A 14,563-nucleotide genomic window follows, 5' to 3' on the forward strand; every position below is an offset into this window, starting at 1 on the left:
GCCTCGTTTCGGACCGGCTTGTGCAACTGCGAGATTTTCGGGGGCCTGCTTCACCCCCAGCGATTGATCTCCGGCCCCGGCGCCCAGAAGCGGGTGGAATCACCGCCCGCATCCGCCAGCGCCGCCGTAACACTGGGACGGGCACGAACGCGCGACAGCCAGGCGGCGGTCAGCGGCTTGTCGGCGAAAGCCTCGGGCACGATCTGCTCCATCCCGGCGAGCCAGGCGAACGTCTCGAAATCGGCAATGGTCAAGGCGCCCATCAGCCATTCGCGGCCATCCGCCAGCTTGCCCTCGCAGCGTTCCACCGCCTGCGACACCTTGGCGCGGCTGTCCTCCACTTGTGCCGGATCGACGGCGCCGTCACGCAGGACTTCCCAGCGCGCGCGCAAGTCGGCGCTGACGATGCGGTCCGCTATGGCGCCGAAATCGGCATCCGCCATCGCCGCCAGCCGCCCGCGCGAGAACGCGAGATTGCCCAGCAGCGCCGCCGCCGGAGACAGGCGCTCGGTGATCTGGCGGCACCACATCATCATTTCCCAGTGCGCAAAAGGATCGGCGGGCTGGAGCGAGGACACGTCGGAAAGCTCGTCGAAGAACTGGGCAAGGAACACGGACTCGGTCATGGCCTCCCCGTCCACCAGCAGCACCGGGCCTTCGCCCTCGATCCCCATGTCGCGCGCAAGCGGCTCGTCGACGCCGGGCAGGTCATGGCGTTCCCCCGCGAGCAGGTCGATCGGGCGGCGTTCCACTGCCACCCCCGATTCCGCCAGAGCCGCAAGCACCGCCAGCGAAGGACCGTTCGCCGCGCCGTGATAGAGCACCATCGCCATCAGATCCGCTCCTGTTCGAGAATGGCCACCCGCTTGACCATGTCGGTCCGCCCCAGCGCCCAGCACTGCTTCACCGCCGGGCGGGCATAGACCGCGCGCAGCCAGCGCAGCAGGTTCGGCGTCTTTTCGTCATTGGAAAGTGTCGGCTGCGACAGGGGGATCGCATAGGCAAGGTTGAAGCCGTTGATGTCGGCCAGGCTGTAAGTGTCGCTCGCCAGCCATTCCCGCTTGCCCAGTTCCGCCTCCAGCAGTTCGATGCCCAGCGCGACGCGGCGCTGGCTTTCCGCCATTTCCGCCTCCGAGAACGTGCCGTGGATCGCTTTCCGCCACGAGACCCGCCGTTCCGGCAGGGGAATACGCTCGATCGCGGCTTCCAGTTCGGCCGGATCGCGCCGGCGCACCATCGGGCCGACGAAGACGCTCCATCCGATCATGGAAAAGCTGGGCGCCAGCCACTGGTCCATGAACTTCATCCACCAGCGCACCCGCCAGCGATCCTGCGCGCCTTGCGGCATCAGCGCGGGCCCGGCGAACGCCTCGTTGACGTATTCCATGATCGCGGTGCTTTCCACCAGCACGCGCGAACCGTGAGTCATCGCCGGGATCGTGCCTTGCGGATTGATCGCGAGATATTCCGGCCGATGCTGATCGAACTGCAGCATGTCGATGTAGTGGCTGTCGAAGGGGACGCCCTTCTCCATCAAGGCCAGCATGGGCTTGCCCGAATTGGCATTGGGCTCCCAGTGGTAAAGTGTCACGCCTGCCATCCGGCCCGTCTCCGTTGCACTGTTTTCATTGCGAAGGGACGGGGCCGGTCGCCCTCTTCCGGCGACCGGCCCCGCCACTCCCCCGTCAGAACTTCTTCTGCACGCTCACCGCCCATTCGCGCGGGCGGCCCACGTTCGAATAAGTGGTTCCCGCAGAGGCATAGAGCGCCGCGAAGCGGATCGGCAGGAGGTAGTACTTGTCGAACAGGTTCTGCACTTCGAACGAGATCGACAGGTCGTCATCCTCGTTGCGCCAGGTGAGGCGGGCATTGCCGATCACGCGCGAAGGGTTGTAGTCCAGCGTCGCGCTGCCCGGCAGGCGGCCGAGGCTCTGCTTGCCAGTATAGGCAAGGTCGAAGCGCGGCGTGATCGAGCCGTTCTTGCCAAGGTCGGCGCGGTACTGGATGCCGAAGCTGCCGCGCCAGTTGGGCGTGGTGATCGGATCGCCGATGCGGATCGAATTGCCCACCTGCGGGCCGATGCGCTTCCATTCTCCATCGATCCAGCTCAGCGAGGCGTCGATGTCCAGCCCGTCGAACGGGTTGGCGCCAAGTTCCAGTTCAGCGCCGTACATCTTGCCGTCACCGGCATTGCCGATCGCCGCGCAAGGATAGGGATCGGTGCCCGGCTCGAACCCGTCAAGGATCGCGCAGTCCGCCAGCGGAAGCTGGATGTTCTTGTAATCGTTGTAGAACGCCGCAAGATTGAGGCGCAGCCGCCGCCCGAACAGGTCGTTCTTTACGCCGATTTCATAAGCGGTAAGCGTCTCGGGCGTGAACGTGCCGTTGACCGCCTGCGCCTGGGTGAAGGGGCGCGCCGTCACGCCGCCGCCCTTGAAGCCGGTGCTGACCGTTGCATAGGCCAGCGTCTGCGGGCTGAAGCGGTAGTCCACCGAGATGCGGTAGTCCACGCGATCACCGTCGTAGTTCGCCACCGTCCCGTCCAGCGCGCCGACGCCGAAGATATCGGTGAGCGGGCCGCCGTTCCAGGCCTTGCGCACGAAGGTGTAGTCCTTGTGCTCCTTGGTGTAGCGGATGCCGCCGGTCACGTTGAGGTCGGGCGTGGGATGCAGGATCACGGTGCCGAACACCGCCTTGCTGTTCGCCCGGATCGGGTCGTCACCCTGGAACTGCAGGAACAGCACGGGGTTGCCGTGGCCGATGTAGCGGATGTCCTGGCGGGTGAAGTAGACCGACTTCTGGTCGCTGTAGTAGCCGCCCACGGTCAGGTCGGCAAAATCGCCGAACTTCGCGTTCAGGCGCAGCTCCTGGCTGAAGAACCGGAAGGTCAGGTCATTGAAGCCGCCGCCGCCGATGTTCGGGTTGGGCGTATAGTCGTCGTCCGTACCGTACATCTGGCGATATTCGCGGTAGGCGGTGATCGACTTGACGTTGAGATCGTCATTGAGGTCGATCGACATGTCGCTCGACACGCCCCAGCCGGTGAACTTCACGGTATTGGGCATGTAATATGCCTGCGCCGCCTGTCCGCCCGCGGGCAGATACCAGCTTGCATAGGTGCAGAACCGGCCGCAGACGAAGTCCACCCCGTCGGTCTTGGTGGTGTCGTTCTGGGTCAGCACGCCTGCCGCGGCGGTGCGCTTTTCGTAAGTGTAGTCGCCGGTCACGGTCCAGTCGAAACTGTCACTCGGGTTGAACCGCAAGGAGCCGCGCAGGCCGCCGTAGTTACGCTCGCCAAGCTTGTCGACGACGCAGTTGTCCGGGGTGGAGGGATTGCCGGCAATGCCCAGCGCATTGTCCGGATTGGCGCAGCCGTAGTCGATCTGGTCGACGTAGCCGTCCTGGTGCTTGTAGACCCCGGCAACGCGGGCGAACAGCGTGTCGGTCAGCCCGAAGTTCACGCTGCCGCGCAGGTCCACGCGCTGGCGTGCGCCGTAGACGACGTCGAACTTGCCGGAATCGTCGGCCGTGGGCCGGGCCGAGAACATCTTGATGGCGCCGCCGATCGAGTTGCGCCCGGTCAGCGTGCCCTGCGGCCCGCGCAGGATTTCCACGCGCTCCAGATCGAGCAGGTCCATGATGTTGCCGGTCAGCGTGGCATAGTAGACATCGTCCACGTACATGCCCACGCCCGGCTCGTAGGCGGGGTTGAAGTCATACTGGCCGATGCCGCGCACATAGACCGCCATCGAGGAACCGAAGGCGCCGCCCATTTCCGTAAGCTGCACGTTCGGCGCCTGTGCGGCGATCTGCGAAACGTCGGTCTGGTTGCGCGCTTCGAGCAGTGCGGCGTCCACCGCGGTGATCGACAGCGGAGTGTCCTGAAGCTTCTGTGCGCGGAACTGCGCGGTGACGATGATCTCGGGCATCGTCGGCGTCCGGGCGTCATCGGCCTGCTCACCGGCCTGTGGCGGCGCCCCTGCCTGATCCTGCGCCGCGGCCTTTTCCTCCGCCAGGGCCGGTGCGCCTGCAAGGGCCGCGCCGCATGAAACCGAAAGAAGAAGAGCGCGCCGCAGGCGTGCCGTCTTGGTGATGTGCATCTTGGTCCCTCTCCCGAACCAGCGCCGACACTTTGTTCGTGCCTTGCGCTTCCTGACCGCCCTTACCGGCGATATGTTGTTTGTATGGCATACAATATTGGGATGGCAAGAGGGTTGTCGTGTCTGATATCGAAATTGCCGGATCGCGGCCGATCAAGGCCCTTCGACAAGACCATGGCAAAATCACCGAAGGGCCGATTTTGGCCATTTCTTAACTACGTAAAAGGCGGAAAACAGGGATGGATGCAGAAATTGCCTATGTCGCGAGAACCGGCCATCGCATGGCCTACCGCGCCAACGACTCGTCACGCGACACCATCGTTCTCGCACCGCGGCGCATGTCGCTAAGTGATCTGAGGAACACAAAACCCACCCTGGATTCGGAAGGGTTCCAAATTGTTTCACATGTTAGTTCGATCGCCGATTTCGCCCGCGACGAAGAGGTGAAAGCGCATCATCCGCAGGAAATCGTGGACTTGCTGACCGGCCTGACCGGCGCCGACCTGGTGGTGGTGACCGCGCCGGGCGTGCGCCGATTCGCGGAACGCTCCGACCTTTCCGGCCGGCTCGACAATTCACGCCCGGCGCGCTTTGCCCATGTCGATATCTCGGGAGAGACCGCGCGCGCCTTTTCCGCCCGTTCGCTGCCGGAAGGAAACGCGGCGCCGCGCCGATCGGCACATTACAACATCTGGCGCGCCACTTCCGGCCCGCCGCAGGACGTGCCACTGGCCCTGTGCGACGCGCGCAGCCTCGCCCCCGGAGACCTGCTGCCCGCAGACGCCATCTTCGACCGCGACGGCGTGGATGTGTGGTCCTTCGAAGGGCTGGTGCTCGCCCATTCGCCGGGGCACCGCTGGTGCTGGTTCAGCGACATGACGCCGCGCGAAGTCATCGTGTTCAAGACCCACGACACCGACCCCGCCCGCGCCAACTGCGTCCCGCACGTCGCATTCGACAACCCGCTGACCCCGCCGGAAACCCCGCCCCGCGCCTCGATCGAGATGCGCGCGATCGCTTACTGGTTCTGAAAGAACGGCCGGGCTGGAAGGGCCCGGCCGCCTTTTCGGGATCAGGCGTCGGCGCGCTGGGTGCGCCAGCCGTCCTGATAGGTTTCGCGGGCCACGCGCGAATAGGGCACCGGCGAGACGATCGCGCGCACCGAAAGCTGTTTGTGCGGCTCTACCGTGGACTTGCGGGTGCCGCCGTTCTCCTCACCCCAGACCACGCGCACTTCGCTGCCGACCGGCACGTCGGGCTCGACCGTGGCAAGCGAAAGCGCCTGCTTCTCGTTGTAGGAATAGCCGGTGAACATCGAGAGGCCGATGGTGCGCCCATCCGCGTCGGTCACGCGGTCGTAGTTGGACGAGGCATAGTTCGCCAGCGGCACGTCGAAGAACTTGTACTGCTCGCCGTCCGGATCGAACAGCGAGGCCATGATCTTCGCCATGTCCTCCGGGTGCCAGGCCAGCGTCACCTTCTTGCGCTGCCTTGCCGGATCGAGCGCTTCCAGCGCTTCGCGGCCGTGGAAGTCATGGTCGAACTTCACGAACGGCCCATAGCCCAGTTCCCAGGGGTTGAGGTAATAGTCCTCGATATTGTCCGACACGAAGCTGCCGCCGATCGAACCGGTCGCCTCGTAGCTGTCGGCGCCCAGCCATTCGCGGAAGCCCTGGAGCTTTTCGCCCGTGTAGATGGCCGGAAGCGGCGAGGGAATCCAGCCGGATTCCAGCGTGTTGGAAGGATAGGCACGGCTGCCGCAGGCGATCAGGCCGAATTCCTTGCCCGCCTCCAGGATCGCGGCGCGCACTTCCTCCTGCTCTTCGTAAGGGCCCCAGATTTCGAGGCCCGGCGCGCCGGACATGCCGTGGCGCAAGGTGCGGATGGTCTTTCCGGCGATGTTCATGGTGCTCATGTTGAAGAAGCGCAGCTTCTCCAGCGGGCCGCCGTTCAGCTTCTCGATCACGTCCCAGGCCTTCGGTCCCTGGATCTGGAAACGCCAGACCGAACGCGTGACCGGCTTGCCCATCGGCCGCATCGGCGAACGGTCGTCGAGTTCGAGCTGGACGTCGTAGCCCTGCTCCGCCTGATAGCGCAGCCAGTTCGAGGCGGGCGCACGGCCGACGTAGCAGAACTCCTCCGGCGCCTGCCAGAAGATGATGCCGTCACCGATGACGTGGCCATAGGGCGTGGTGGGCACGTACTGCTTCGCCTTGTTGACCTCCCACCCCTTGGGCGAGTTGATCATCGTATCGGACAGTAGCTTCATCGCGTCCTTGCCGCGAATGTAGAGGTTCACCATGTGGTGCGACTGGTCGAACAGGACGGCGCCGTGCTGCCAGGCCCATTGTTCCGAGCGCCAGTTCGAGAATTCCGGCGCCACGACCGGATAGACATAGGCGCCAAGCTGCGAATTCCGCAGCATTTCCACGGTATTTCCTGCCTTTTGCAGAACCTGTTCAAGGTTGCCGGCCATCACGAATCTCCCATTGTCCCGCCACGGCGCTGCCGCGTGCGTCCATGAAAAGTAACGCTGGGGGCAGGTGCGGACAAGCGAAATGTTCGTGCCACGAACAATATCGCGAGGAGACAGACTTCCGCCCGCAATCCGCTTGGCGCGGACCGGGAACGCGGCTAGCATCGCGCCCGTGGGCAAGAACAGAGACAGCGCAGACGCCGCGATCGCGGTTGCCGAAGTGGGTCGTGGCGACCTCGATTCGGTCCTGGGATTCCATATCCGGCTGGCGCATGGCGCGGTCTATCGGCACTTCACCGAAACCTTTTCCGAACTCGGCCTGACCCAGAAGCAGGTCTCGGTGCTCTGGCTGGTGGCTGACTGGCCGGGTCTTTCGCAGACCGATCTCTCGCAGCACCTCCAGATGGACCGGGCGACGACGACGGAGATCATCAACCGCCTCGCCGCGCGCGACCTGCTGCGGCGCGAACCCATTCCGGGGGACCGGCGCAAGCTGGCGCTGCACCTCCAGCCCGCCGGTGCCGAGATGCTGGAGCAGGCCCGCCAGGCCGTGCGCGCGCACGAGGCCTGGCTGAAGCGGCGGTTCTCCGAAGCCGAAGTCGAGACCCTGATCAGCCTGCTGGAGCGCATTCACGGCTAGGCGGCGAGACACATCCCGTGGCGACCGACCGGCAGCTATCAGGAACTGCGGAAGATGGCCTTTATGTCAGGAATGGGTGGATTTGAGACCGACAGGTTTCGCGCCACGACTGTCGGAAAACAGTCGATTAGACTCGAAAGAACCCCCAACCATCCGACCGACCACCGTAAGTCTCGGCGCGAGCATCAAAGCGCTCCTCCCAAGAGGTAATGTTCACGGCGGAAGGCTGCATATCGGTAATGTCTTCCATGGGGCGTTCGCCGAACGGCAAGTTTCAGATTAAAATCGTGAAATCCGATCGTTCCGGTTCGGGAAGGCCAGCACACGACCGGAATGACTGAAATTGCGGGCTAGCGAACGGCCCGCTCACAGGCTGCCAGCGCTTCCGCAGCCAGCTTGTCTGCGGAAGGCTGATCGGAAGGCTCCGCCCATACTTTCAGATCAGGGATCAATGAAGGGTCCGCACAAATGCTGGCTGCTTCCAGCGCAGGGATCGTAATTGATTCCCTTCTGAGTTCCGCTTGTACGAATGGGAGCGCGGTAATGGGATCAAGGCCGGCAAGCCCCAATATCGCTTCGCCTCTGACGCAATCGTCCGCGTCTGATGCGGCACGAAATAACGCATCTCGCACGGCGGATGTGCCTCTGCCCTCTTGGCTTAGAAGCAAGACGGCCCAATCGCGATTTGCGCGATCAGGGTCACGAGTGAGTTCTATGAGCCTCTCAAGGTTCGCAGCAGCAAACGGTCCATCGGCCAGCGGCACTTGCTCAGCATGACCGATTTCAGAAATTCCGAGGGAGGTTCATAGCGCTCGATCATCATGACGACATGCCATGACCAGCGCAGGGCAGCAATAATGCCTGGAACGTTGGCGTGTCCGTAAGTGCAGCTTTCGATCGAGCGGCGGAAAAGGCAACCTTCTGAAACCTGTCCATGCCGCCTGGACGCAGAGCCCTGCGCGAACGGCATTCCATCCCTGCGTTGACAAGCGCGACTCCATCTGAAACGATAACGATCGTTATGAATTACAAGCCTGCAAAGGGCGGTGGAGCGAGATGGATTCGAAGGTCGAAGAGAGCGTGCGCGCGCCGCGTGCCCGTATGAACGGCGGCTACGGGAAGGGCGGATCCGGGGTTCGCGACAGTGTTTCGCGGCGGGCGAGGCTGCCATGAGCCTGCCCCTTCCCGCGCTCGATCCCGCGCGTGCCAGGCAGGCGCTAGGTGCCTTTCAGTCCGCTTTAGGTGCCGCTCACGTCTACTTCGATGAAACCGACATCGCAGCCTATCAGGACAAGTTCGCGGTAGACGACGCCTTGCACCATCCTGCAGGTGCGGTAGCCCCCGCCACGGTCGAGGAGATACAGGCGGTGATGCGGATCGCCCGCGAGCACCGCATCCCGCTCTGGCCGATCAGCCGGGGCAAGAACCTGGGCTATGGCGGCAGCGCCCCGGTGCTTGCCGGGTCGGTGATCCTCGATCTCTCCCGCATGAAGAGGATCGAATACGACGAGGCCAACGGAACCGTCCTGCTGGAACCGGGCGCAGGCTTCTACGATCTCTACGATTTCCTTCAGGCGCGCGGCATGAAGCACTGGCTGTCCACCCCCGGAAATTCGTGGGGTTCGGTGGTCGGCAACGCGCTCGACCGCGGGGTCGGCTATACGCCATATGGCGAGAACACGAGCAAGATCTGCGGCATGGAAGTGGTGCTGGCGGACGGCACCCTGCTGCGCACCGGCATGGGCGCGATGGACGGTTCGCCGACATGGCAGCTCTATCGCTACGGCTTCGGCCCGGCCTGGGACCAGCTCTTCGTCCAGTCCAACTTCGGCGTCGTCACCAAGATGGGGCTCTGGCTGATGCCGGAGCCGGAATCGCTGATGGGCATGGATGTGGAGTTCGACCGCCCGGAAGACCTCGGCCCGCTGATCGACGCGATCGCCCCGCTGCGGCGCGAGGGGCTGCTCCAGCAATCGCCCACCATCGGCAACTGGCTGCGCGCCGCCGCCGTGCTGACCACGCGCGACCAGTGGACGAAGGACCCCGGCGCGCTCAGCGACAGCGTGATCCAGGCGATCCGCGACAAGTACAAGGTCGGCTGGTGGGGCGTGAGCCTGCGGCTCTACGGCCGGGAAAGCGTGAACAAGGCCGCCTATGCCGTGCTGGAGCAGGAGATGCAGCGCCTCAGGCCGATGAGCCTGCGGCCTGCCGAATGGAAGCGCGGGGCACCGCTGGAAGCCTCGGGCTGGACGGGCACGCCGGTCACTTTCCCGATGCAGAACGCCAACTGGCACGGCGGCCGGGGCGGGCATCTGGGCTTCTCCCCGGTGCTGCCGCAATCGGGCAGCGCCGCCATGGCGCAATTCAAGCGGACTTACGCGCGCTACCGCGAACACGGCATGGACTATCAGGCCAGCTTCGCCTTCGGAGAACGCCACCTCATCAACGTCAACGCCGTGCTCCTGAACAAGGACGACGAGGCGATGATGCGCAAGGTCGATCCCTTCCTGCGCCAGCTCATCGCCGACGCGAGAGCGCAGGGTTACGGCGAATATCGCACGCATCTGGACTATATGGACCTTGTTGCCGGAACCTACGATTTCAACGACCATGCGCTGCTGCGGCTGAACGAGCGCGTGAAGACGGCGCTCGATCCCATGGGCATCATCGCGCCGGGCAAGAGCGGCATCCGGCCCGCGAAAGCGGCGGAGGCGGCGGCATGAGGAAGGCACTGCCCCCCCTGCTCGCGCTCTCCCTGCTCGCCGGTTGCGGCGGCACGAAGGAAGGCGCCTCCGCCGGGGCTGCCGCCAAGGGACCGCCGCCCATGCCCCCACCGGTAACGCTGGCATCGCGGCCGGATGCCGGCCCGGGCGAGCGGCTCTTCATCGAGAAATGCGCGATGTGCCACGGCCCGGTCGGCATGGGCACCGGGCTGCTCGCGCGGCGGGTGGACGAACCGGCTCTGGAAAAGCGCAAGGATCTCAGCGCAGATTTCGTGGTGCAGGCCGCGCGCATCGGCATCGGCAACATGCCGGCGATCCCGCGCGGCGAAGTGAGCGACGAGCAGATGGGGCTGATCGCAGGCTACCTCGCCAAGCGTGACGCAAATGGGGGGAAAGCGCAGTGACGGCCGGGATTACCCGCCGCCGCCTGATCGGCGGTGCAGCCGCGGCAGCGCCGCTGGCGGTGCTCGGCACCGCGCTGGCGGGACGGCCCGCAGAAGGCGCCGTGCTGCTGGTTCACGACAACACGATGGCGAGCGGCCGCCGCTTCGCCGCCCATGCCGCGGCGCTGGGCACCCATTCGGTGGCGCTGCATGGCGAACGGGTGCGCCTCGTCCGCCAGTTGCTGGCCCGGCGCCCCGCCCGCATATTCGGCCTGACCCGCCATGCGGACCACCTGCTGTTTGCCGAAGTGGCAGGCGAGGCGGGATACGAGGAACTGGCCTCGATCCAGCATCGGGAAGCTCGCCGGCCAAGAACGCGCTGTTCCGTGGCGGCAGAAACGCTGGCCTCGCTCGCCCGCGCCGCCGGTCCCTGCTGGCCCGAAGCCTTCGCGGAGCTGGCGCTGGGCACAGCGTCAGGGCCATCACCGCTCCGGCCTGTACCCCGCCCGGAGCCCGCCTTCAGCTGGGTTTTGCGGCCAAAGGCCTGATAACAAGGGATTCCGGCCGCTTGCGGGCCACCCATTCTCCCCGCCCCGGGAAGTTGCGCAGCACTTCCCCATCCCACAGCCGCACCGTGCGCCGATGAAAGCGCCAGCGCCCGTCCTCGCAGCGCACCGCATGATCGTCATACCAGCCGGTGAAGCGCAGGACATAGGGCGGCTCGCCTTCGCACTCGGTCACGAAGGCAAAGGCGCGCATCTTCACGGAGCCGTCGTCCTGGGGGCGGTACTGGATCTGGGTGACGTGATGCTGCCGCCCCGGAAACCCCGGCGCGTTGCGGTAATGCTCCGCAATCCCGCGAATGCCCTCGTGCCCTTCCCAGATATCCGGGTCCTCGAAGACCTCCTCCACCATCCGGGCATCCGGCGTGAAGCAGGAAACCAGCGCCTCGACGTCGCCTGTGTCGAGCGCCCAGCTATAATCGGCGATCAGGTCCTGAAGCGCCAGTCGGTCTTCAATCGGCAGCAGCGGCAATGTCATTCTCTCTCTGATTTGTGTGCCTTGACCACACCGTAACACTCGTTACTATTGTTCGCAAGCGACCTCGCGGGAATCGGGGCGCGAGCGAGAGGGACACGTGGGCAAGATCATCGTTACCGGCGCTTCGGGCGCCTTCGGCAAGGCCGCGGCCGGGCTGCTGCTCGAACGCTGCGCGCCGGAAGACCTCATATTCCTGACCAGGACGCCGGAGAAGCTCAAGTCCCTTGCCGAGGCAGGTGCGCAGGTCCGCGCGGCGGACTTCGACGATCCCACCTCCCTGCCCCATGCCATGGCGGACGGCGAAAGGATGCTGCTCATCAGCACCGCGCGCGTCGGCACGCGCGTGGGCCAGCATCGCCATGCGGTGGAAGCGGCAGTGCAGGCCGGGGTGCGTCACATCGTCTACACCTCGCTGATTTCTGCCGACGCGCCTGACAATCCCGCCATCGTCCGGCACGATCACCGTGCCACGGAAGAGATCGTCGAGGCGTCCGGCGCGCAGTGGACCCATCTGCGAGACAGCCAGTATTCCGAGGCCATCGCCCTCGCCATGGTCATTCCCGCGCTCGCGACCGGCCACAAGCCGGACAACTGTGCCGATGGAAAGGTCGGCTTCGTGAGCCGGGACGATTGCGTGGCATCCGCCGTCGGCGTGCTGACGCAGGACGGGCACGGGAACCGCGCCTATACCCTCACCGGTCCCGAGCTGCTCTCCATCCCCGAAGCGCTCGCGATGGCAAGCGGGATCGCCGGCAAGCCCATCACAGTCGAGCACGTCGATGACGAGGCGATGTTCGCCTACTTCGATTCCCTGGGCGTGCCGCGCCATGCCTCCGATATCGTTCCCGATGGCCCGATCCCATGGTCCAGCGACGACATGGTGACGTTCGGCACCGCGATCCGTGAAGGGTTCTTTGCGCGCTGCACCGATCACGTCGAGCGTCTCTCAGGCCGTCCGCCCCGCTCGCTCCGCGACGTGATGCTGCAGCACCGGGGAGCATGGCCGCAATGATCCGCCTTTCACTTGTACTGGTTCCCGCCACGCTGCTCGCAGCCTGTTCCGGCGCCAAACCCGCCGCCGGCACGGGGGACGACTGGCCTTCCCCCAAGGGCAATGCCGAGGCCACGCACTTCTCCGCCCTTACCGAGATCGACAAGGGCAACGTCTCGCGCCTGGGCCTGGCGTGGTCCCACGATCTCGGCACCAACCGCGTGCAGGAAGCGACGCCGGTGGTGATCGACGGGATCATGTACACCAGCGGCAACCTGGGCCGCGTCTATGCACTGGACGCGGCGAACGGAACGCCGCTCTGGTCGTTCGAACCCGAGGTGGACATGCAGGCCAACCGGTCCGCCTGCTGCGACCAGGCCAATCGCGGTGTCGCGGTGGCCGGCGGCAAGGTCATGGTCGGCACGCTGGACGGCTGGCTCTACGCGCTCGACGCGAAGACCGGCAAAGTCGCATGGAAAGTCGACACGATCACCGACCGCTCGCGCGGCTATACCATTACCGGCGCGCCGGAAGTGGCGGGCAACCTCGTGATCATCGGCAATGCCGGTGCCGAGTACGACGTGCGCGGCTACGTTACCGCCTATGATCTCGCAACCGGCAAACAGGCCTGGCGCTTCTTCACCGTGCCCCACGATCCCCGGCTCGGCCCACAGGAGAATGCCGCGCTGGACAAGGCCGCAAAGACATGGTCGCCGGACAGCCGCTGGGACATCGGCGGCGGCGGCTCCGTGTGGGATGCCATCAACTATGATGCGCGGTTCGACACTGTCATCATCGGCGTGGGCAACGGCGGGCCCTACAATATCATGCGGCGGTCCCCCGGCGGGGGCGACAACCTCTACTTGTCCTCGCTCGTCGCGCTCGACCGCAAGACCGGACGGGTGAAATGGCACTATCAGGAGACACCGGGCGACGCCTGGGACTTCACTGCCACCCAGCCGATGCTGTTCACCGATCTGGACATCGACGGCAGGCGGCGCCCGGTCGTGATCCATTCGCCGAAGAACGGCTTCATCTTCGTGATCGACCGGGAAACCGGCAAGCCGCTCGCCGTCAACGCCCTGGTCCGCACGAGCTGGGCCAAGGGCTACGACCTCAAGACCGGCCGGCCTGACAAGACGCCGGAAGGCTCCGCCTACTGGCAGGGTCCGAAAATCGTCTTCCCCGCCTCTCCGGGCGCGCGCAACTGGTATCCTGCCGCTTACGATCCCGGGCGTGGGCTCTACTTCGCCTCGGTGCTGGACATGGGCAACCTGATGTTCGCGACACCGCCGCTGGACAAGGGCGATGTACGGCGGCCCAAAGCGCTCAACGTCGAAACCGCGCTGCTGTTCACCGCCGATCTCAAGGCATTGCTGCCCACGCTCCCCAAGCCGATGCAGGATCAGGTTCGCGCCCTTCCCGAGTGGAAGTGGGTGGAGAAGCAGCCCTACAGCGCGCAGATCCGCGCCATCGATCCGCTGACCGGCAAGGCGCGCTGGACCGTGGACACCGAAGGCTGGCAGGACCGCCCCGGCATGTTGGCGACCACCACCGGGCTGGTCTTCCACGGCTCCATAGGGGGGCGGTTCGTGGCCCGGGATGCAGACAGCGGCAAAGTGCTCAAGTCCATCGACACCGGCAGCTCGATCATGGCCGCACCGATGACCTACCGGGTCAAGGGCGTGCAGTATGTTGCCGTGGCGACCGGCTTCGGCGGCGGGGGCTGGAGCTATGTGCCGCGCTATTCGGCCGCCTACAGGTATGGAAACGCGAACCGGCTGCTGGTGTTCAGGCTGGACGGCGGCGCGGTGACCAGACCCGATCCGCTGCCGGCCCTGGAAGTGGCTCCGCCGCCGCCACCCCAGGCGCCCGGCGTGACCCCGGCAGTGATCGCACGCGGGCAGGCGGTGTTCTTCGGAAACTGTTCGATGTGCCATTCCAACCAGCTCCGCGCGCCCGTGCCGGACTTGCGCCGGATGGCGCCTGAAACGCACGCGGCCTTCGACCGTATCGTGCTCGAAGGGCTGTTCGTTCCGGCCGGGATGCCCCGCTGGGACGACGTGATCTCGAAGGAGGATGCCAAGGCCATCCACGCCTACCTGATCGACGAACAGGGCAAGGTCCGCAGCCGCGAACTGAAGCTCAGGGCGGAAGGCAAGCCGCTCGATGCGCCCAGCCTCACCGTCCTGTCCAACTATTAAGGAAC

13 protein-coding genes are annotated in these 14,563 nt (G+C 65.3%); 7 read left to right on the plus strand and 6 right to left on the minus strand.

From position 1 onward, the window contains the following. Positions 1-50 precede the first annotated feature (50 nt). The 3 genes from ACLIMP_RS24170 to ACLIMP_RS24180 form a co-directional block, all read right to left on the minus strand. Entirely contained in the window at positions 51-833 is a 783-nt protein-coding gene (locus ACLIMP_RS24170) for a glutathione S-transferase family protein (protein WP_443478511.1), read from the minus strand. Further along, on the minus strand, positions 833-1,600 hold the full coding sequence (locus ACLIMP_RS24175; protein WP_054436023.1) for a glutathione S-transferase family protein: 768 nt from the start codon (positions 1,598-1,600) through the stop codon (positions 833-835). Before ACLIMP_RS24175 ends, ACLIMP_RS24170 begins: the two co-directional genes overlap by 1 nt. 85 nt (positions 1,601-1,685) lie before the next feature. Next, a complete protein-coding gene (locus ACLIMP_RS24180) occupies positions 1,686-4,100 on the minus strand; it encodes a TonB-dependent receptor (RefSeq protein ID WP_185999275.1) in 2,415 nt (804 codons plus the stop codon). 239 nt (positions 4,101-4,339) lie between these two features. On the opposite strand from ACLIMP_RS24180, the gene ACLIMP_RS24185 reads away from it, so the two are divergent. Continuing rightward, on the plus strand, positions 4,340-5,131 hold the full coding sequence (locus ACLIMP_RS24185) for a CmcJ/NvfI family oxidoreductase (protein ID WP_443478512.1): 792 nt from the start codon (positions 4,340-4,342) through the stop codon (positions 5,129-5,131). Positions 5,132-5,172: 41 nt separating this feature from the next. Here ACLIMP_RS24185 and ligM read toward each other — a convergent pair whose 3' ends face one another. After that, on the minus strand, positions 5,173-6,576 hold the full coding sequence (ligM, locus tag ACLIMP_RS24190) for a vanillate/3-O-methylgallate O-demethylase (RefSeq protein ID WP_443478513.1): 1,404 nt from the start codon (positions 6,574-6,576) through the stop codon (positions 5,173-5,175). A 172-nt stretch (positions 6,577-6,748) separates the two neighbouring features. Here ligM and ACLIMP_RS24195 point away from each other — a divergent pair, with 172 nt between their 5' ends. Continuing rightward, positions 6,749-7,216, plus strand: a complete 468-nt coding sequence (locus tag ACLIMP_RS24195; RefSeq protein WP_231635696.1) for a Saro_0803 family transcriptional regulator — start codon at positions 6,749-6,751, stop codon at positions 7,214-7,216. Between the two features lie 350 nt (positions 7,217-7,566). On the opposite strand, the gene ACLIMP_RS24200 is transcribed toward ACLIMP_RS24195, so the two are convergent. Then, a complete protein-coding gene (locus ACLIMP_RS24200; protein ID WP_324699206.1) occupies positions 7,567-7,980 on the minus strand; it encodes a HEAT repeat domain-containing protein in 414 nt (137 codons plus the stop codon). A gap of 405 nt (positions 7,981-8,385) precedes the next feature. Here ACLIMP_RS24200 and ACLIMP_RS24205 point away from each other — a divergent pair, with 405 nt between their 5' ends. The 3 genes from ACLIMP_RS24205 to ACLIMP_RS24215 are packed head-to-tail and all read left to right on the plus strand — an operon-like array spanning position 8,386 to position 10,870. Next, complete coding sequence (locus ACLIMP_RS24205) at positions 8,386-9,939, plus strand: FAD-binding oxidoreductase (protein WP_443478514.1); 1,554 nt, start codon at positions 8,386-8,388, stop codon at positions 9,937-9,939. Next, positions 9,936-10,343, plus strand: a complete 408-nt coding sequence (locus ACLIMP_RS24210; RefSeq protein ID WP_443478515.1) for a c-type cytochrome — start codon at positions 9,936-9,938, stop codon at positions 10,341-10,343. Before ACLIMP_RS24205 ends, ACLIMP_RS24210 begins: the two co-directional genes overlap by 4 nt. Continuing rightward, complete coding sequence (locus tag ACLIMP_RS24215) at positions 10,340-10,870, plus strand: hypothetical protein (RefSeq protein WP_443478516.1); 531 nt, start codon at positions 10,340-10,342, stop codon at positions 10,868-10,870. The genes ACLIMP_RS24210 and ACLIMP_RS24215 overlap by 4 nt, the downstream gene beginning before the upstream one ends. Here the strand turns inward: ACLIMP_RS24215 and ACLIMP_RS24220 are convergent. Continuing rightward, on the minus strand, positions 10,842-11,363 hold the full coding sequence (locus ACLIMP_RS24220) for a nuclear transport factor 2 family protein (protein ID WP_185999271.1): 522 nt from the start codon (positions 11,361-11,363) through the stop codon (positions 10,842-10,844). The genes ACLIMP_RS24215 and ACLIMP_RS24220 overlap by 29 nt on opposite strands. Positions 11,364-11,460: 97 nt before the next feature. Between ACLIMP_RS24220 and ACLIMP_RS24225 the strand changes: the two genes are divergently transcribed. Together ACLIMP_RS24225 and ACLIMP_RS24230 are read left to right on the plus strand one after the other, a co-directional pair. Continuing rightward, the gene (locus ACLIMP_RS24225; RefSeq protein ID WP_443478517.1) at positions 11,461-12,375 is read left to right on the plus strand and encodes an NAD(P)H-binding protein; all 915 of its coding nucleotides are present in this window, start codon (positions 11,461-11,463) and stop codon (positions 12,373-12,375) included. After that, complete coding sequence (locus tag ACLIMP_RS24230) at positions 12,372-14,558, plus strand: PQQ-dependent dehydrogenase, methanol/ethanol family (protein ID WP_443478518.1); 2,187 nt, start codon at positions 12,372-12,374, stop codon at positions 14,556-14,558. Before ACLIMP_RS24225 ends, ACLIMP_RS24230 begins: the two co-directional genes overlap by 4 nt. Positions 14,559-14,563: the final 5 nt, after the last annotated feature.

The sequence above is a fragment of the Novosphingobium aeonii genome, from assembly GCF_052279045.1.
Taxonomy (GTDB): Bacteria; Pseudomonadota; Alphaproteobacteria; order Sphingomonadales; family Sphingomonadaceae; genus Novosphingobium.

Bases quoted from the DNA above. Each gene is read 5' to 3' on its own strand.
- ACLIMP_RS24170 (WP_443478511.1), bottom strand. From the start codon at position 833: ATGGCGATGGTGCTCTATCACGGCGCGGCGAACGGTCCTTCGCTGGCG.
- ACLIMP_RS24175 (WP_054436023.1), bottom strand. From the start codon at position 1,600: ATGGCAGGCGTGACACTTTACCACTGGGAGCCCAATGCCAATTCGGGC.
- ACLIMP_RS24180 (WP_185999275.1), bottom strand. From the start codon at position 4,100: ATGCACATCACCAAGACGGCACGCCTGCGGCGCGCTCTTCTTCTTTCG.
- ACLIMP_RS24185 (WP_443478512.1), top strand. From the start codon at position 4,340: ATGGATGCAGAAATTGCCTATGTCGCGAGAACCGGCCATCGCATGGCC.
- ligM (WP_443478513.1), bottom strand. From the start codon at position 6,576: ATGGCCGGCAACCTTGAACAGGTTCTGCAAAAGGCAGGAAATACCGTG.
- ACLIMP_RS24205 (WP_443478514.1), top strand. From the start codon at position 8,386: ATGAGCCTGCCCCTTCCCGCGCTCGATCCCGCGCGTGCCAGGCAGGCG.
- ACLIMP_RS24210 (WP_443478515.1), top strand. From the start codon at position 9,936: ATGAGGAAGGCACTGCCCCCCCTGCTCGCGCTCTCCCTGCTCGCCGGT.
- ACLIMP_RS24220 (WP_185999271.1), bottom strand. From the start codon at position 11,363: ATGACATTGCCGCTGCTGCCGATTGAAGACCGACTGGCGCTTCAGGAC.
- ACLIMP_RS24230 (WP_443478518.1), top strand. From the start codon at position 12,372: ATGATCCGCCTTTCACTTGTACTGGTTCCCGCCACGCTGCTCGCAGCC.